The organism is Klenkia soli (assembly GCF_900103975.1).
Taxonomy (GTDB): Bacteria; Actinomycetota; Actinomycetes; order Mycobacteriales; family Geodermatophilaceae; genus Klenkia; species Klenkia soli.
Genome location: NZ_FNIR01000005.1, coordinates 185159 through 200879, shown reverse-complemented (window position 1 = coordinate 200879; position 15721 = coordinate 185159). Strand labels below are relative to the sequence as shown.

Sequence of the window (15721 nt, the reverse complement as noted above, 5' to 3'; positions counted from 1 at the left end):
TGACCGGCATGACCCCGCGGCTCCGCCTCGTCGTGCCGGTCGTCGTGCTGGCCGTGGTCTCGCTGGGCCCGCTGGCCCGGCTGGGCGGCATCACCCCGGCGGCGGTCGCGGTCTCGGTGCTGCTCGCGGCCACCGCGCTGGCCCGCCACCGCGCCCCGCTGCCCGCCCTGGGTGCGGCCGCCGTCCTGCTCGCCGTCTGGTGGGTCGGGCACGGGCTCGACCCGCAGCGGCTGCTCCCGGCGGGTGCGGTGCTGCTGTGGCTGCTCGCGTCGGTAGCCGACCGGCGCCCGGTGCGGGAGGTCGTGGTGGCCACCGCCCTCGTCGCGGCCCTGCCGGTCACCCTGGCCGTCCTCGGGTTGCTGGGCCGGCCCGGGGGCGAGGCGGTGGTGCCGCTGACCGCGGTCACGGTGGTCGCCGTCGTGGCCGGGCGGAACCGGCGCACCCGGCGGTCGCTGCTGGTGGCGCTGGAGGAGCGGGCGGTGCGCGCCGAGCGCGAACGGGACGCCGGTGCCCGGGCCGCCGTCGCCGAGGAGCGCACCCGGATCGCCCGCGAGGTGCACGACGTCGTGGCGCACAACATCTCGGTGATGACCGCGCTCGCCGACGGCGCCGGCTACGCCCTCGACGCCGACCCCGAGCGGGCCCGCGGGGCGATGGCCCAGGTCGCGGCCACCGGGCGCGAGGCCATCGCCGAGATGCACCGCCTGCTCGGGGTCCTGCGGGCCGACGGCGAGACCGACCAGGACGCCCCGGCACCCGGTCTGGCCCAGCTCGACCAGCTCGTCGAGCAGGTCCGCGCCGCCGGGCTCGCGGTCACGCTCACCGTGCGCGGCGCCCCGGCGGCGCTGCCGGCCACCGCGCAGCTCGCCGTCCACCGCCTGGTGCAGGAGGCCCTGACCAACACGCTCACCCACGCCGACGGTGCCCGCACCGCGCGGGTCTCGCTGCAGTGGCGCCCCGACGACCTCCTCGTGCAGGTCACCGACGACGGGCGCGGGGGACGCCGCGACCCCGAGCGGCCGCCGGGGCACGGGCTGGTCGGCATGCGCGAGCGGTTCGGCGCCTGGGGCGGGACGGTCGAGACCGGCCCGGGGGACGGCGGGGGCTGGCGGGTGCGGGCCGTGCTGCCCCTGGATGCGCCGGTGCCGGCATGACCACCGTGCTGCTGGTCGACGACGAGCCGCTGGTGCGGGTCGGGTTCGGCATGGTGCTGGACAGCCAGCCCGACCTCGAGGTGGTCGGCCAGGCCGGCGACGGCGCCGCCGCGGTGACGCTGGCCCGGCAGCTGCGGCCCGACGTCGTGGTGATGGACGTGCGCATGCCCGTGCTGGACGGCGTCGCGGCCACCGCGCAGATCGTGGCGGCGGGCCTGCCCAGCCGGGTGCTGGTGCTCACCACGTTCGACCTCGACGAGCACGCCTTCGCCGCACTGCGCGCCGGGGCCAGCGGGTTCCTGCTCAAGAACACCGAGCCGGCCGACCTGCTGGCCGCCATCCGCACCGTCGCGGCCGGCGACGCCGTGGTCTCCCCGCGGGTCACCCGCCGGCTGCTGGAGACCTTCGCCGGCCAGCTGCCCGCACCCGGCGCCCGCGACACCCGCCTCGATGCCCTGACCGACCGCGAGCGCGAGGTGCTGGTGCACGTCGCCGGGGGCAGCTCCAACGCCGAGATCGCCGCCGCGCTGGTGCTGTCGGAGCTGACCGTGAAGACCCACGTGGGCCGGATCCTGGGCAAGCTGGGCCTGCGCGACCGGACCCAGGCGGCGGTGCTGGCCTACGAGACCCGGTTGGTGCGCCCCGATCCCGACCGCCGGTGACGTCGTCCCTAGCCTTGCCGGTGACCGCGACCCCCAGCCCGTGAGGATCCCCGTGGCCCGCAGCGTGTACGTCGCCTCCGTCGAGGGCCACTCCGGCAAGTCGGTGGTGGCCCTGGGCCTGCTCGCCACCCTGACCCGCGAGGTCGGCCGGGTCGGGGTCTTCCGGCCGATCGCCCGCGGCGCCACCGACCCGGTGCTGGACACCCTGCTGCGGCACGCCACCGCCGAGGTCGGGTTCGCCGAGGCCGTCGGCGTGACCTACGACGACGTGCACGCCGACGGCGACGCCGCGCTGGCCCGCATCGTCGAGCGGTACAAGGCGGTCGAGGCCTGCTGCGACGCGGTCGTCGTCGTCGGGTCGGACTTCACCGACGTCAGCTCGCCGACGGAGCTCTCCTTCAACGCCCGCATCGCGGCGAACCTCGGCACGCCGGTCGTGCTGGTGCTCGGCGGCCGCGACCCGGCGGGCGCCGAGCAGCTGGGCCAGGCCCCGGCCCGCACGCCCGCCGACCTGGCCGCGGTGGCCGAGCCCGCCCTGCGCGAGCTGGCCGTCGAGCACGCCGCGGTCGTCGCGGTGGTGCTGAACCGGGCCGACCCCGGGCAGCTCGCCGACGGGATCGCGGCGGTCCGGGCGGTGACCGACCGGCCGGTCTGGGCCATCCCCGAGGAGCCCTTCCTCATCGCCCCCACGTTCGCCACGGTGGCCGAGGCGGTCGACGGCGAGCTGATCGCCGGCGACCCCGAGCTCATGGACCGCGAGGCGATGGGGGTCGTCGTGGCGGCGATGTCGATGGTGAACGTGCTGCCGCGGCTCACCGAGGGGTCGGTCGTCGTCGTCCCGGGCGACCGGCCCGACGTCGTCCTCGCGGTGATGACCGCGCACGCCGCCGGCACCTACCCCTCGCCGACCGGCATCCTGCTCAACGGCGGCATCGCGCTGCCCGAGCCGGTGCTGCAGCTGATCGCCGGCATCGGCTCGTCGCTGCCGATCGTCGCGACGACGCTGGGCACCTTCGACACCACCGCCCGGGTCATCCACACCCGCGGCCTGATCGCCTCGGACTCCCCGCGCAAGACCGACACCTCGCTGGCGCTGTTCGAGGAGGCCGTCGACACCCGGCAGCTGCTGGACAGCCTGGACGTCGGCCCCTCCGCCGTCGTCACCCCGCTGATGTTCGAGCACCTGCTCACCGAGCGCAGCCGCGCCGCCGAGAAGCACGTCGTCCTGCCCGAGGGGGACGACGACCGGATCCTGCGCGCCGCGGCCACCGTGCTGTCCCGGCGGGTGGCCCGGCTGACCATCCTGGGCGACGAGGCCAAGGTGCGCGCCCGCGCCTCGGAGCTGGGCCTGGACATCGCCGCGGCCGACGTGGTCAGCCCGTTCGACGAGGAGCTGCGCCGCCGGTTCGCCCGGGAGTACGCCGCGCTGCGCGCGCACCGGGGCATGACCGAGGAGCTGGCCTGGGACGTCGTCCCGGACGTGTCGTACTTCGGCACGCTGATGGTGCAGCTGGGCCTGGTCGACGGCATGGTCTCGGGCGCCGCGCACACCACGGCGCACACCATCCGGCCGGCCTTCGAGATCATCCGCACCCGGCCCGACGTCTCGGTGGTGTCCAGCGTCTTCCTCATGGCGCTGGCCGACCGCGTGCTGGTCTACGGCGACTGCGCGGTGAACCCGCTGCCCGACGCCGCTCAGCTGGCCGACATCGCGATCTCCTCGGCCGCCACCGCCGCGCAGTTCGGCATCGAGCCGCGGGTGGCGATGCTCTCGTACTCCACCGGCGACTCCGGCTCGGGTGCCGACGTCGACAAGGTGCGGGAGGCGACCCGGCTGGTCCGCGAGCGGGCACCGGAGCTGGTCGTGGACGGTCCGATGCAGTACGACGCCGCGGCCGACCCGACCGTCGGCTCGTCGAAGATGCCGGGGTCGGCGGTCGCCGGCCGGGCCACCGTGTTCGTGTTCCCCGACCTGAACACCGGCAACAACACCTACAAGGCGGTGCAGCGATCGGCCGGCGCGGTCGCCATGGGGCCGGTGCTGCAGGGCCTGAACAAGCCGGTCAACGACCTGTCCCGGGGGGCCACCGTGCGCGACATCGTCAACACCATCGCCCTCACCGCGGTGCAGGCGGCCGGGGCATGACCGCCGTCCTGGTGGTCAACAGCGGCTCGTCGTCGCTGAAGTACCAGCTCCTGGACGGCGACGAGCAGGTGCTCGCCACGGGCCTGGTCGAGCGGATCGGCGGTGCCGGGTCCATCCGGCACCGCGGTCCCGGTGGCGAGGTCGTGGTGGATGCCGAGCTCCCCGACCACACCGCGGCGCTGACGCTGATGATGCGCACCTTCGCCTCCGCCGGGGTGGAGCTCGCACCCGACGTCGTGGGTCACCGGGTGGTGCACGGCGGTGAAAGGTTCAGCGCGCCGGTGGTGATCGACGCCGAGGTGGAGGCCGCCGTCGAGGAGCTCGCGGCGCTGGCGCCGTTGCACAACCCGCCCGGGCTGCTGGGCATCCGCGCCGCCCGGCAGGCGTTCCCCGGTGTCCCGCAGGTCGCCGTGTTCGACACCGCCTTCCACGCCACGATGCCGCCCGAGGCCAGCACCTACGCGATCGACACCGAGCTGGCCGCCGAGCGCGGCGTCCGGCGGTACGGCTTCCACGGCACCTCGCACGAGTACGTGTCGCAGGCCGCCGCGGCGTTCCTCGGGCGCGCGGGCCGGTTCGTGGTGCTGCACCTGGGCAACGGGGCGTCGGCCTGCGCGGTGTCCGGTGGTCGGTCGATCGCCACGTCGATGGGGCTCACCCCGCTCGAGGGCCTGGTCATGGGCACCCGCGGGGGAGACCTGGACCCCGGCGCCGTGCTGCACCTGCTGCGCACCGGGTCCTCGGTGGACGAGGTCGACACCCTGCTCAACCGGCGCAGCGGGCTGGCCGGGCTGACCGGTAGCGGCGACCTGCGCGACGTGCTGGCCGCCGCGGCCGCCGGCGACGAGCGGGCCGAGCTCGCCCTCGGTGTGTACGCGCACCGCATCCGCGGCTACGTCGGCGCCTACCTCGCCCACCTCGGCGGCCTGGACGCGCTGGTGTTCACCGCCGGCGTGGGCGAGAACAGCCCCGAGGTGCGCGCGCGGGTCGTGGACGGCCTGGCCCACCTGGGGCTGCAGCTGGACCCGGCGCGCAACGAGGCGCGGGAGCGGGGCGCGCGCGTCATCAGCCCCGACGACGCGCAGGTGCCGGTGCTCGTGGTCCCCACGGACGAGGAGCTCCAGATCGCCCGCCACGCCGTCGCCGCGGTCGGCTGACGTCGACCCTGCACCACCGCAACGGCGCCACGCGTGTGCACGGCGCGCCACCGTTGCCGAACTGCGAGGTCGGCGGCCGAGGCCAGGTCAGCGGCCGAGGGCGCGGTCGACCAGTGCGGCCAGGCGGCTCGGGCGGTCGCCGCGGCGCTCGGCGGCGTCGGCCCAGGTCATCGCGCGGAGCCCGGCGTTGGCGCCCAGCCAGCGCAGCGGCTCCGGCTCCCAGGACGGCGAGCGGTGGCCCACCCACGGCAGCGTCGTCCGCGGGGAGTCCGCGCCGGTGACCAGGTCGGCGAGGGTCTGCCCGGCCAGTGCGGCGGTCGAGACGCCGTCGCCCACGTAGCCGCCGGCCCAGGCCAGGCCGGTCGCCCGGTCCAGGCCCACCGAGGGGTGCCAGTCGCGGGTGATGCCCAGCGGGCCGCCCCAGCGGTGGGTGATCGGCACCCCGGCGAGCACCGGGAACAGCTCGACCAGGGTGCGCTCCAGCGCCGCGAAGACGGCGGGCTCCCGGTCGTACCCGGGCCGGATCGAGGAGCCCAGGTGGTACGGCGCCCCGCGGCCGCCGAACACCAGTCGGTCGTCGGCGGTGCGCTGGCCGTAGACGATCAGGTGCCGGTGGTCGCTGAAGGTCTCCCGCTCGCGCAGCCCGATCCGCTCCCACACCGCGGGCGGCAGCGGGGCGGTCGCCACGACGAGGGAGTACACCGGCACGACCGCGCGACGCAGGCCCGGCAGCAGCGGCGTGTACCCCTCGGTCGCCCGGACGACGACGCCGGCACGCACCTCGCCGTCCGCCGTCGCGAGCCGGCCGGGCTCGATCCCGGTGACCCGGCTCCGCTCGAACAGCTGCGCCCCGCGGCCGGTCACCAGGTCGGCCAGTCCGCGGACCAGCTTCGCCGGCTGCAGCACCGCGCAGTGCGGCGTGTACGTCCCGCCGACGACGTCGGTGGCGGCCAGCCGGGCCCGGGCGGCGTCGGCGTCCAGCAGGTCGACGTCGAGGCCGAACTCCGCCGCCTCCGTGGCCTCGGCGCGGGCGCGCGCGAGCTGGGCCGCCGAGCGGGCGACGACGACGGTGCCGCCCACCGCCACGTCGGCGTCGATGCCCTCGGTCGCGGCGACCGACACGACCCCGGCCACCGCCTCGCGCATCGCGGCGTACTGGGCCAGCGCCGCCGGGCGGCCCACCTCGGCGGCCAGCCGCGCGATGCCCACGGGGTAGAGGGCGGAGCACCAGCCGCCGTTGCGCCCCGAGGCACCGAAGCCGGCCACCCCGGCCTCGACCAGCGCGATCCGCAGCGAGGGGTCGGCCCGCTGCAGGTGGTAGGCCGTCCAGAGTCCGGTGAACCCGGCACCGACCACGGCGACGTCGGCCTCGACCCGGCCGCGCAGCGCGGGCCGGGCGGGGCGGACCGGGAGCTGGTCGTGCCAGAGCGAGAGCGGGCGGACGTCCACGGGCTCAGTCTCGCGCGTCGACCGACCTGCGGGACGCGTGCCGGCGACCGGCGGCCCAGAACCCGACGGCGATGGCGACGAACACCGCCAGCGGCACCAGCTCGGTGAACAGGTAGACCCACTTCTCCGACGCCGCCCAGCCGTCCAGCCGGTAGTCGTCGCCGAACCAGCCGTCGCCCAGCCCGGGGAACAGCAGCTGCACGGTGCAGAAGGCGATCCAGGCCATCGACACGACGGTGAGCAGCCCCAGTGCCGGTGCCCGGTAGGGGAGCGGGTGGTCCGGGCGGGTGCGCCGCAGCTTCCAGGCCGCCGGGAAGATGCCCAGGTAGGAGATCAGCGTGGTGGAGATGGCCAGGCTGAGCGCGACGCCGAAGAACTTCGCGATGTCACCGCCGGTGATCTCGGTGACCCCGACGAAGACCACGGTGCTGATGATCCCGGACAGGACGTTCACCCGGGTCGGGGTGCCGAAGCGGGCGGAGAACCGCCCCAGCCAGCGGGGGCCGGCGCCGTCGTAGCAGGAGACGGCGAGCGTGCGGTCGGACCCCATGATCCAGGTCAGGCCGCTGGTGAAGGCGACCAGCGCGACCAGGGCGCCGAGCACCCAGCCGACGGCGGTGGAGAAGGGGGTGAGCGTGGCGGTGACCGTGCCGTCGGCGGCCGTGGCCACCTCTCCGCCGAACACCGTCAGCGCCTGACGGATCGCCTCGGGGAACCCGGCCAGCCCGCTGGCCTGCTCGGTCGGCAGCACGAGCAGGATGCCCAGCACCGGCACGGCGTACAGCAGCCCGGTGGCCACCACCGACTTCGCGATCCCGGCCGGCACGTCCTTGGCGGCGTCGCTCATCTCCTCGCCGGCCGCGCTGGGCAGCTCGAACCCGACCAGGCTGAACAGCACCAGCGGCACCAGCGCGACGAAGCCGGCGAAGGTGGGTGCGTAGGCGCCCAGGCTGGGGCCGTGGAAGCCGTGGTCGAAGCCGTAGGCCAGCACGAGCACGCTGAACAGGCCCAGCAGCAGGAACCGGGCGATCGCCCCGATCGTGGCGACCCACTTGCCGACCCGGAAGGACAGGACGGCGAAGAGCACCCCGGCCCAGATGAACACCAGGGCGAACACGTAGGTGGTCGCCTTCGAGTACTCGGCCCCGTCGTTGAAGAAGACGATCAGCCCGCCCAGCGCGGTGCCGACCAGCGTGCCGCCCATCCACACCGGGTTGGTCACCCAGTAGAAGAAGTTGTTGACCGCCCCGGCCAGGTGCCCGAAGGCCATGCGGACCCAGACGTAGGGCCCGCCCTCGTCGGTGTAGGCCGCCCCCAGCTCGGCCAGCACCATCGCCGAGGGGACGGCGAACAGCAGCACGCAGACCACCAGCCAGGTGAACCCCTGCCCGCCCTCGGTGGCCAGCGTGCCGAGGCCGTCGATCCCGACCAGCGTGCAGACCAGGAAGAAGAAGACGTCGGCCCGGCCGAAGTGCTTCTGCAGCTTGGACTTCTCGACCGCGGCGTCCTCGGTCGCGGTCGGGGGCGCGTCGGTGATCGCCATGGCTGCCTCGGCTCGCTCGGGACCCCGGACCCGGGGACCGTTCGCGGTGCAGCCTGGCCAGGTCGGGTTTCGGCAGGGTCACGGCCACCTGTCAAGAACCTGGGAGTGGGTCCGCTTTCCGTCGCGCGGGAGCGGTCGGGCCACCGAATCCGTCGCCCGGCGTCGCCGCCGCGATCGGGTTGACCAGGTCGCCGACCAGCTGCAGGGCACCCGACGGATCGGCCAGGTCGACCATCTGCCGGTTGTCCCGCAGCTGCAGCCGGTTCAGCGCCGACAACGGGAAGGTCGGCGCGAACAGGTCGACCCGGACGTCGTCCAGCTCCGGGGTGGCCGCCTCGTGGGCCCGCAGGCAGGCGGCCACCTCGGCCCAGAACTCGTCCTGGGGCAGCACGCCGTCGTCGTCCAGCAGTGCGGCCAGGAAGCGGAAGAAGCAGTCGAAGACGTCGGTCTGCACCGACAGCGGCACGTGCTCGGCCGGCACCTGCACCCGGATCCGCTCGACGTCGGCGGGCAGCTCGCGGGAGCTGTTGAGCAGGGCGACCTCCTCGCCGATGTCCTTCATCACCGCGCGCACCGGAACGCCGTCCTCGAGCACCAGGACGACGTTCTCCCCGTGCGGCATGAACGCCAGCGAGTGCGCGGTCAGGCAGTGCACGACCGGTACGAGGTAGACGTCGAGGTAGCGGCGCAGCCAGGCGCGGGCGGGCAGCCCCGACCGGGCCACCAGCGCCGAGACGAACGGCCGGCCGTCGGCGTCCACGTGCAGGAGGGAGGCCATCGTGGCCAGCTGCTGGCCCGGGCCCAGCGCCGGCACGGGGCTCTCCCGCCACAGCGCGGCGAGCATCTTCCGGTAGGGCGACCCGGGCGCCGTCGCCTGCTGCACCCAGTCGGAGCGGAACCCGCCCGCGGCCCGCTCGCGGAGGATCGAGAACCCGCAGCCGGCCAGCACGGGGTCACCGGCCACGAGGTCGTGCACCCAGTCGTTGATCGCCGGGGTGACCGCCATGTACTCCGTCGAGAGCCCGCGCAGGAAGCCCATGTTGAGCACCGACAGCGACGTCTTCACGTAGTGCCGGTCGGGCCGCGTGGTGTTGAACGCCGTGCGGATCGACTGCTGGGCCAGCATCTCGTCGTCGCCCTCGCCCAGGTGCACCAGCTGCCGGGTGGCCAGCTCGGCGGCGAAGGTGACCGCGACCCGGTTCTCCCACTGCCACGGGTGCACCGGCAGGTAGCGGTGGTCGGCCGGGTCGAGGTCCAGGTCGCGCAGCGCGGCGGCGAACCGCTCGCGGGTGGCCGGGTCGAGCTCGCCGGCCAGGAGCTCGTCCTCGGTGAGCCCGGCCGAGCAGACCAGGAGCGACCGGTCGCGCCGGGCGGCGACCCACACCAGCCGGAACGGGGCCGCCGCCTCGGGGGCGAACCGCCGGTACTCCTCCGCGGAGAAGCCCAGCCGGCCGTTGTTGGCCACGAAGCACGGGTGGCCCTCGGTCATCGAGCTCTCCACCGCCTGGAACCCGGCGTCCACCAGCTCGGCCGAGGTCGGCAGCCCGCGCGTGGCCTTGAACGCGCGCGAGGCCAGGGTCGAGGTGATCTCCTCCAGGTACACCGGCAGGACGTCGTCGGAGAGCCCCAGGGCGTGCCGCAGGTCCAGCACGAACTGGACGGCGTCCAGCGGCCGCCCCGACCCCCCGACCAGCCGGACGACGCTGCCCGGGTCGACCAGCCAGTGGTCCAGCGCCAGCCGGCGCGCGGTGAAGCAGTAGGCGGTGCCGCCGTCGTCGCTGCGCACCCGGTACCGGCCCTCGCCCAGCTCCTCCGGGTCCAGCAGCCGCTCGTGCGCGAACTCCGACAGCGCCTTGGTGACCAGGTGCCGGCCGGCATCGGCCCAGGCCTCGGGGGTCAGGTGGTCGATCACCGCAGCGACGCCAGGAACTGGTCGCGCGTGCAGGTCGACAGCAGCGCCCGCTTGGTGGGCAGCTCGACCTCGCCGTGGACGACGAAGCCCGCGCGGGCGTTGAGCCGGTGGATCGCGGTGTTCGCGGCGTCGGGCTCGACCACGACCCGGTGCACGACCGGGTCGTCGAACAGCCAGGCCAGCACGGTGCGCATCACGGCGAGGGTGAACCCGGGCACCGGCGCCGTCGGCGGGCCGACCAGCAGGTGCATGCCGACGTCCCCGAGCTCGACCTCGAGCACCTGGCCCACCGGGTCGGCGGCGGGGTCGTAGCGCTCGGTGAGGAAGACCGGTTCCCCCTCGACCCGGCCGAGGAACGCGTCGTGGTGGGGCGAGGCGTCGATCTCGGCGTAGGCGGCGACGACGTCGGCGAGCGAGGCGCCCTGCATCTGCCAGAACACCGCGCGCTCGGCGGTGACCCACTCGTGCAGCAGCGGGCCGTCGGCGACCGGGTCGACCCGGGTGAACGCGACGCTCATGCCCGGGCCTCCTCGCGGGCGGGTGCCCCGAAGGTCTGGAAGGCGATCGACCGCTCGACCGGGTAGACCTCGCGACCGGTGACCGAGCGCAGGATCGCGGAGTTCCGGTGCGCGGCCATGCCCAGGTCCGGGGCGGTGAAGCCGTGCGTGTGCGCCTCGCCGTTCTGCACGAACGCCGTCCCCTCGTGGTCGACCGTCCAGTCGCGGCGGACGTCGAACCGGCCGCGGTCGTCCCACCGGAACCGGTCGGCTACCGGCGCGAGGAAGTCGGGCACCTGCTGCCGGTACCCGGTGGCCAGCACCAGGGCGTCGGTGGTGGTGCCGAACTCCTCGCCGGTCTGCACGTGCCGCCAGGCCAGGTCGACCCGGTCGCCGTCGCGCTCGGCGCCGACCAGCTCGGTGCTGGTCAGCAGCCGGGTGGGCGGTGGTCCGTCCAGGTCGAGCTCGTAGAGCAGGTCGTAGAGCTCGTCGACGACGTCGCCGTCGATGCCCTTGTAGAGCGAGGCCTGGGCCGCCAGCAGCTCGTCGCGGGCGCCCGGGGGCAGGCCGTGGAAGTGGTCGACGTGGTCGGGGGAGGTGATCTCCAGGGTCAGCTTCGTGTACTCCAGCGGGAAGAACCGGGGCGAGCGGGTGACCCAGTCGACCCGGTACCCCTCGCGCCGCGCGTCGGGCAGCAGGTCCCGGTACACCTCGGCGGCGGACTGCCCGCTGCCCAGCACGGTGATGGTGCCGCCGCGGGCGGCGGCCACCAGACGGTCGCGGGACGGGAGGTAGCCGCTGGTGTGCACCACGGGCGCGCCGTCCCGGCCGAGCCCGGCGCAGACCGGCGGGACGTGCGGCGGGGTACCGGTACCCAGCACGAGGTGCCGGGCGGTGTCGGTGTGCCGGTCGCCGGTGCGGGTGTCGATCGAGTGCACCTGCCAGTGCGGGCCGTCGTGGGTGACCGCCTGGACGTGCCGGCCGAACCGCACCGAGGGCAGCTCGTGCGCGGCCCACCGGCAGTAGCGGTCGAACTCCGCGCGCAGCGGCGCGAACTCCTCGCGGATGTAGAACCGGTAGAGCCGGCCGGTCCGCTTGAGCCAGTTCAGGAACGAGAACCGCGAGGTCGGGTCGGCCAGGCTGACCAGGTCGGCGAGGAAGGGCACCTGCAGGGTCGCGCCGGGCAGCAGCATGCCGGGGTGCCAGGCGAAGTCCTCGCGCTGCTCGAGGAAGACGGTGTCGAGCTCGGTGAGGGGGTCGGCCAGCGCGGCGAGCCCGAGGTTGAACGGGCCCACGCCGATGCCGATCAGGTCCCGGGTCATCGCGCGGCCAGCCAGGTCTCGGCGTGCCGGATGACCAGGCCCAGCACCGCGACCAGCTGGTCGGCCGTGGTGGTCGGGTTGAGCAGGGTCATCTTGAGGAAGGCCCGGCCCTGCACCGTCGTCCCGCCGAGCACGGCCTCGCCGGTGGCCGCGATCGCCGTCCGGACGTACCGGTTGAGCTCGTCCACCTCGGCGTCGGGCAGCCGCTCCTCGGGCACGTACCGGAAGACCAGGGTGGACAGCTCAGGCCGGACGACGACGTCGAACACCGGGTGCACGTCCAGCAGCGGCCACGTCTCGGCGGCCAGGTCCACGACCCGGTCGACCATCGCGCCGATGCCGTCGGCGCCGAGCACCCGCAGCGTCGTCCAGAGCTTCACCGCGTCGAACCGGCGGGTGGTCTGGATCGACTTGTCGACCTGGTTGGGCTCGGGGGCGTCGGCCGGGTTGAGGTAGTCGGCGTGGTGGGTGACGTGCCGCAGGGTGCCGCCGTCGCGGACCAGCAGCACGCTGCAGGCCACCGGTTGGAAGAACGTCTTGTGCGGGTCGACGGTCACCGAGTCGGCGCGCTCGATGCCCGTCAGCAGGTGCCGGCGGGTGGGGGAGACCAGCAGCCCGCCCCCGTAGGCGGCGTCCACGTGCAGCCAGGCGCCGTGCTCGGCGCACAGGTCGGCGATGGCCGGCAGCGGGTCGATGCTGCCGAAGTCGGTGGTGCCGGCGGTGCCCACGACGGCCATCGGCTCCAGCCCCTGCTCGCGCAGGTCGGCGAGCGCGGCGGCCAGGGCGTCGACCCGCATCCGGCAGGCGTGGTCGGTGGGCACGGCGACCACGGCGTCGTCCCCGAGACCGAGCAGCCGGGCCGCGGTGACCACGCTGAAGTGCCCGACCTCGGAGGTGAGGACCCGCAGGCCGGCCAGCAACTCGGGCACCCGGGCGCCCGGCCGGTCGCGGCGGAGCCGGGCGCAGGCCTCGTCGCGGGCCAGCAGCAGCGCCTGCAGGGTGGACTGGGTGCCACCGGGGGTGAGGACGCCGTCGGCCAGCGGTCCGAGCCCGGCCCGGTCGGCCAGCCAGGTCACCAGCTTCTGCTCGATCAGCGTGGCGCCGGTGCTCTGGTCCCAGGTGTCCAGCGAGCTGTTCACCGCGCTGGCCAGTGCGTCGGCGGCCAGCGCGGGCAGCACCACCGGGCAGTTGAGGTGGGCGAGGTAGGCCGGGTCGTGGAACCAGACGGCGTCACGCAGCCACAACCGGGACAGCTCGTCCAGCGCGGCGGCGGTGTCGGGCAGCGGGCTGCCCAGGTCGACCGCGGCGATCTCCGCGGCCAGGTCGGCCGGTCGGATGCCGGTCTGCGGTCGGTCGACGGCGGCCAGCCGGTCGGTCACCAGGTCGACCGCGTGGGCCATCCCGGCGCGGTAGGCCTCCCGGGTCGGGCCGGTGAGCAGGTGCTGCTCGGCGGTGGTCAGGGCGGTGGGTGCAGCGGGGTGCACGGTGGTCATCGGTGGTCCTCGAGTGCTCGGGTGCGGCCCGTCGGTGGGCGGCTCGTGGGGGCTCGGGTGCCGGTCGGATTCAGGTAAGCCTCACCTAACTGGTACTGCCGGTCACGTGCAAGCGGACCGCCGGGTCCGTTCCGTCCCCGCAGGTCGGTGGGCCGCGACGTGACGGGTCGCACACCCGTCGGCCCGCCCCGGCGCGGGTCGGGGGTGCCGGGCAGACTGGTCGCCATGGGTCAGGTCGTCGCCACCGCCGAGCAGGTCGTCCACGCTCCCGCCGACCGGGTGCGTGCCGCACTGGGTGACTACGCGGGCACCCGTGAGCGCATCGCCGGCCCGCAGTTCAGCGAGTACCGCGTCGAGCAGGGCGGCGAGGGCGCCGGCACCCGCCTGCACTGGAAGTTCGCGGCCACGGAGAAGCGCGTGCGCGACCAGGTCATCTCGGTGAGCGAGCTGCCCGACGGCGGTGGGTTGGTCGAGAGCGACACGAAGTCCTCGATGGTGACCACCTGGACGCTGCACCCGGCCGGCGACACCACCACCGTGCGGGTGCGCACCACCTGGGACGGCGCCTCGGGCATCGGCGGCTTCTTCGAGCGGACCTTCGCGCCCAAGGGCCTGCGCCAAACCTACGACGGCATGCTGCAGCGGCTGGACGCAGAACTGCGCTGAACCGGGGACCATGGGAGGGGTGACCGCCCCGCCCACCGTCGTCCCCGAGCTGGACGAGCTGACCGCGCTGGTCGGCAACGGCAACGCCGTCGTGCTCTCCGGGGCGGGGTTGTCCACCGACTCCGGCATCCCGGACTACCGCGGCGCCACCGGCTCGCTGCGCCGGCACACCCCCATGACCTGGCAGACCTTCACCCGCGACCCGCGGGGCCGGCACCGCTACTGGGCGCGCAGCTTCGTCGGGTGGCGGCAGATCGCCGGCGCCGAGCCGAACGACGGGCACCGCGCGGTCGCCGCGCTGCAGCAGGCCGGTCTGGTCGGCGGCATCGTCACGCAGAACGTCGACGGCCTGCACCAGGCCGGGGGTGCCACCGACGTCCTCGAGCTGCACGGCGGGCTGGACCGCACCGTGTGCCTGCAGTGCGGCGACGTGGCCTCCCGGGCTGCGCTCGACGTCCGGCTGCGGGCGGCCAACCCGGGCTTCCGGCCCGAACCGGTCGACGACGAGGTGAACCCGGACGGCGACGTCGAGCTCCCCGAGTCGGTGCTCGACGGGTTCGTGATGGTCGACTGCCTGGCCTGCGGCGGCGGCCCGCTCAAGCCCGACGTCGTGTTCTTCGGCGAGACGGTGCCCCCGGAACGGGTGGCCGCCGCCTACGACCTGGTCGGCTGCGCGCGCTCGCTGGTGGTGCTCGGGTCGTCCCTGACGGTCATGAGCGGATACCGCTTCGTGCTGCGCGCGGCGAAGGACGGCATCCCGGTGGCCATCGTGAACGCCGGCCCGACCCGGGGCGACGAGAAGGCCGACGTGCGGGTCGACGCCCCGCTCGGCCGGGTGCTGCCCGAGCTCGCCGCCCGGCTGGCCCGGTGAGCCGGGAGGTCGAGCACACCGACGACGGCCGCTGGATCGTGGTCGACGGCCGCCGGTGGCGCGCCCAGGACCCCCGGCTGCCCGACGACGTGCGCACGCAGCTGCTCCACCACCTCGGCGTCGGCCGCAGCGGCGTGCGGGCCGCGAAGGGCGACCCCGACGCCGTGGCCGCCGCCCGGGCGCGGGTGCAGCTGGCCAAGACCGGGCTGGGGGAGCGCGGTGCCCGGTGGTGGGAGCAGACCGACGCCGAGCGCCGCGAGCGCTGGGAGGCCGCGCTCACCGCGCTCGAGGCGGCCGACTGAGCTCACCCCATCGTCTTCACCCCATCGTCTTCACCCCATCGTCTTCGCCCCGTCGATGCCCTCGCGGACGACGTCGGCGTGGCCGGAGTGCTGGGCGAGCTCGGCCAGCAGGTGGACCAGCACCTTGCGACGGGACCAGCGCGCCCCCTGCGGGAACCAGGGCGCGGTGGGCAGGGCGATGTCGGTGTCGAGGTCGGCGAAGGAGCGCACCAGCGCCTCGGTGGCCGCGGCGACCTCGTCCATCTCGGCGAGCACACCGGCCAGCGTCTCGTCCTGGCCCAGCACGAACTGGGCGGCGAACGCGTCGGGCTGGAGGTCGTGCGCGGCAGCGCCGCGGACCAGGAAGTCGGTCCAGATCCGCTCCTGGGCGACGCAGTGCTTGATCGTGCCGCCCACGGTCAGCTCGCTGGCCCCGGTGCGCAGCCGCGCCTGCTCCTCGGTGAGCCCCTCGGCCGTGCGGCGCAGGAAGTACCTGTGCTCGGCGAGGGTGCCCAGCAGGTCGTCGAGTTCACGGTCGTGCGTCATGGCGCCTCCGGGTACGTCGGGT

At 74.8% G+C, this 15721-nt stretch carries 14 protein-coding genes; 7 read left to right on the top strand and 7 right to left on the bottom strand.

Going from position 1 to position 15721, the window contains the following annotated elements; translation table 11 throughout:
* The first annotated feature begins 8 nt into the window (after nucleotides 1-8).
* From BLS67_RS09545 to BLS67_RS09530, 4 genes are read left to right on the top strand one after another with little or no spacing between them, the layout of a single operon-like run.
* The gene (locus BLS67_RS09545; protein ID WP_165617535.1) at nucleotides 9-1154 is read left to right on the top strand and encodes a sensor histidine kinase; all 1146 of its coding nucleotides are present in this window, start codon (nucleotides 9-11) and stop codon (nucleotides 1152-1154) included.
* Entirely contained in the window at nucleotides 1151-1816 is a 666-nt protein-coding gene (locus BLS67_RS09540; protein WP_091243794.1) for a response regulator, read from the top strand. Before BLS67_RS09545 ends, BLS67_RS09540 begins: the two co-directional genes overlap by 4 nt.
* Before the next feature lie 40 nt (nucleotides 1817-1856).
* Nucleotides 1857-3962: a phosphate acetyltransferase gene (pta, locus tag BLS67_RS09535; RefSeq protein WP_207500450.1), complete on the top strand. Its 2106-nt coding sequence runs from the start codon at nucleotides 1857-1859 to the stop codon at nucleotides 3960-3962.
* Entirely contained in the window at nucleotides 3959-5119 is a 1161-nt protein-coding gene (locus BLS67_RS09530; RefSeq protein WP_091243789.1) for an acetate/propionate family kinase, read from the top strand. Before pta ends, BLS67_RS09530 begins: the two co-directional genes overlap by 4 nt.
* Nucleotides 5120-5206: 87 nt before the next feature.
* On the opposite strand, the gene BLS67_RS09525 is transcribed toward BLS67_RS09530, so the two are convergent.
* From BLS67_RS09525 to BLS67_RS09500, 6 genes are all read right to left on the bottom strand, one after another.
* Complete coding sequence (locus BLS67_RS09525; protein WP_091243786.1) at nucleotides 5207-6568, bottom strand: NAD(P)/FAD-dependent oxidoreductase; 1362 nt, start codon at nucleotides 6566-6568, stop codon at nucleotides 5207-5209.
* Between the two features lie 4 nt (nucleotides 6569-6572).
* Nucleotides 6573-8111, bottom strand: a complete 1539-nt coding sequence (locus BLS67_RS09520; protein ID WP_091243783.1) for an APC family permease — start codon at nucleotides 8109-8111, stop codon at nucleotides 6573-6575.
* A gap of 91 nt (nucleotides 8112-8202) precedes the next feature.
* On the bottom strand, nucleotides 8203-10023 hold the full coding sequence (locus BLS67_RS09515; RefSeq protein WP_278247122.1) for an IucA/IucC family protein: 1821 nt from the start codon (nucleotides 10021-10023) through the stop codon (nucleotides 8203-8205).
* A complete protein-coding gene (locus BLS67_RS09510) occupies nucleotides 10020-10541 on the bottom strand; it encodes a GNAT family N-acetyltransferase (protein ID WP_091243780.1) in 522 nt (173 codons plus the stop codon). Before BLS67_RS09510 ends, BLS67_RS09515 begins: the two co-directional genes overlap by 4 nt.
* Nucleotides 10538-11842 (bottom strand): lysine N(6)-hydroxylase/L-ornithine N(5)-oxygenase family protein, encoded by a 1305-nt coding sequence (locus BLS67_RS09505; RefSeq protein ID WP_091243777.1) that lies wholly within the window; start codon nucleotides 11840-11842, stop codon nucleotides 10538-10540. Before BLS67_RS09505 ends, BLS67_RS09510 begins: the two co-directional genes overlap by 4 nt.
* The gene (locus BLS67_RS09500) at nucleotides 11839-13335 is read right to left on the bottom strand and encodes a pyridoxal phosphate-dependent decarboxylase family protein (protein WP_091243774.1); all 1497 of its coding nucleotides are present in this window, start codon (nucleotides 13333-13335) and stop codon (nucleotides 11839-11841) included. Before BLS67_RS09500 ends, BLS67_RS09505 begins: the two co-directional genes overlap by 4 nt.
* A gap of 225 nt (nucleotides 13336-13560) precedes the next feature.
* Between BLS67_RS09500 and BLS67_RS09495 the strand changes: the two genes are divergently transcribed.
* From BLS67_RS09495 to BLS67_RS09485, 3 genes are read left to right on the top strand one after another with little or no spacing between them, the layout of a single operon-like run.
* Nucleotides 13561-14001, top strand: coding sequence for an SRPBCC family protein (locus BLS67_RS09495; RefSeq protein WP_091243769.1), 441 nt, complete (start codon nucleotides 13561-13563; stop codon nucleotides 13999-14001).
* A 10-nt stretch (nucleotides 14002-14011) separates the two neighbouring features.
* Nucleotides 14012-14872, top strand: coding sequence for an NAD-dependent protein deacetylase (locus BLS67_RS09490; protein WP_091243765.1), 861 nt, complete (start codon nucleotides 14012-14014; stop codon nucleotides 14870-14872).
* The gene (locus BLS67_RS09485; protein ID WP_091243763.1) at nucleotides 14869-15174 is read left to right on the top strand and encodes a biopolymer transporter Tol; all 306 of its coding nucleotides are present in this window, start codon (nucleotides 14869-14871) and stop codon (nucleotides 15172-15174) included. The genes BLS67_RS09490 and BLS67_RS09485 overlap by 4 nt, the downstream gene beginning before the upstream one ends.
* A 30-nt stretch (nucleotides 15175-15204) precedes the next feature.
* Here the strand turns inward: BLS67_RS09485 and BLS67_RS09480 are convergent, their stop codons facing one another.
* Nucleotides 15205-15699, bottom strand: coding sequence for a DinB family protein (locus BLS67_RS09480; protein WP_091243760.1), 495 nt, complete (start codon nucleotides 15697-15699; stop codon nucleotides 15205-15207).
* Nucleotides 15700-15721 lie beyond the last annotated feature (22 nt).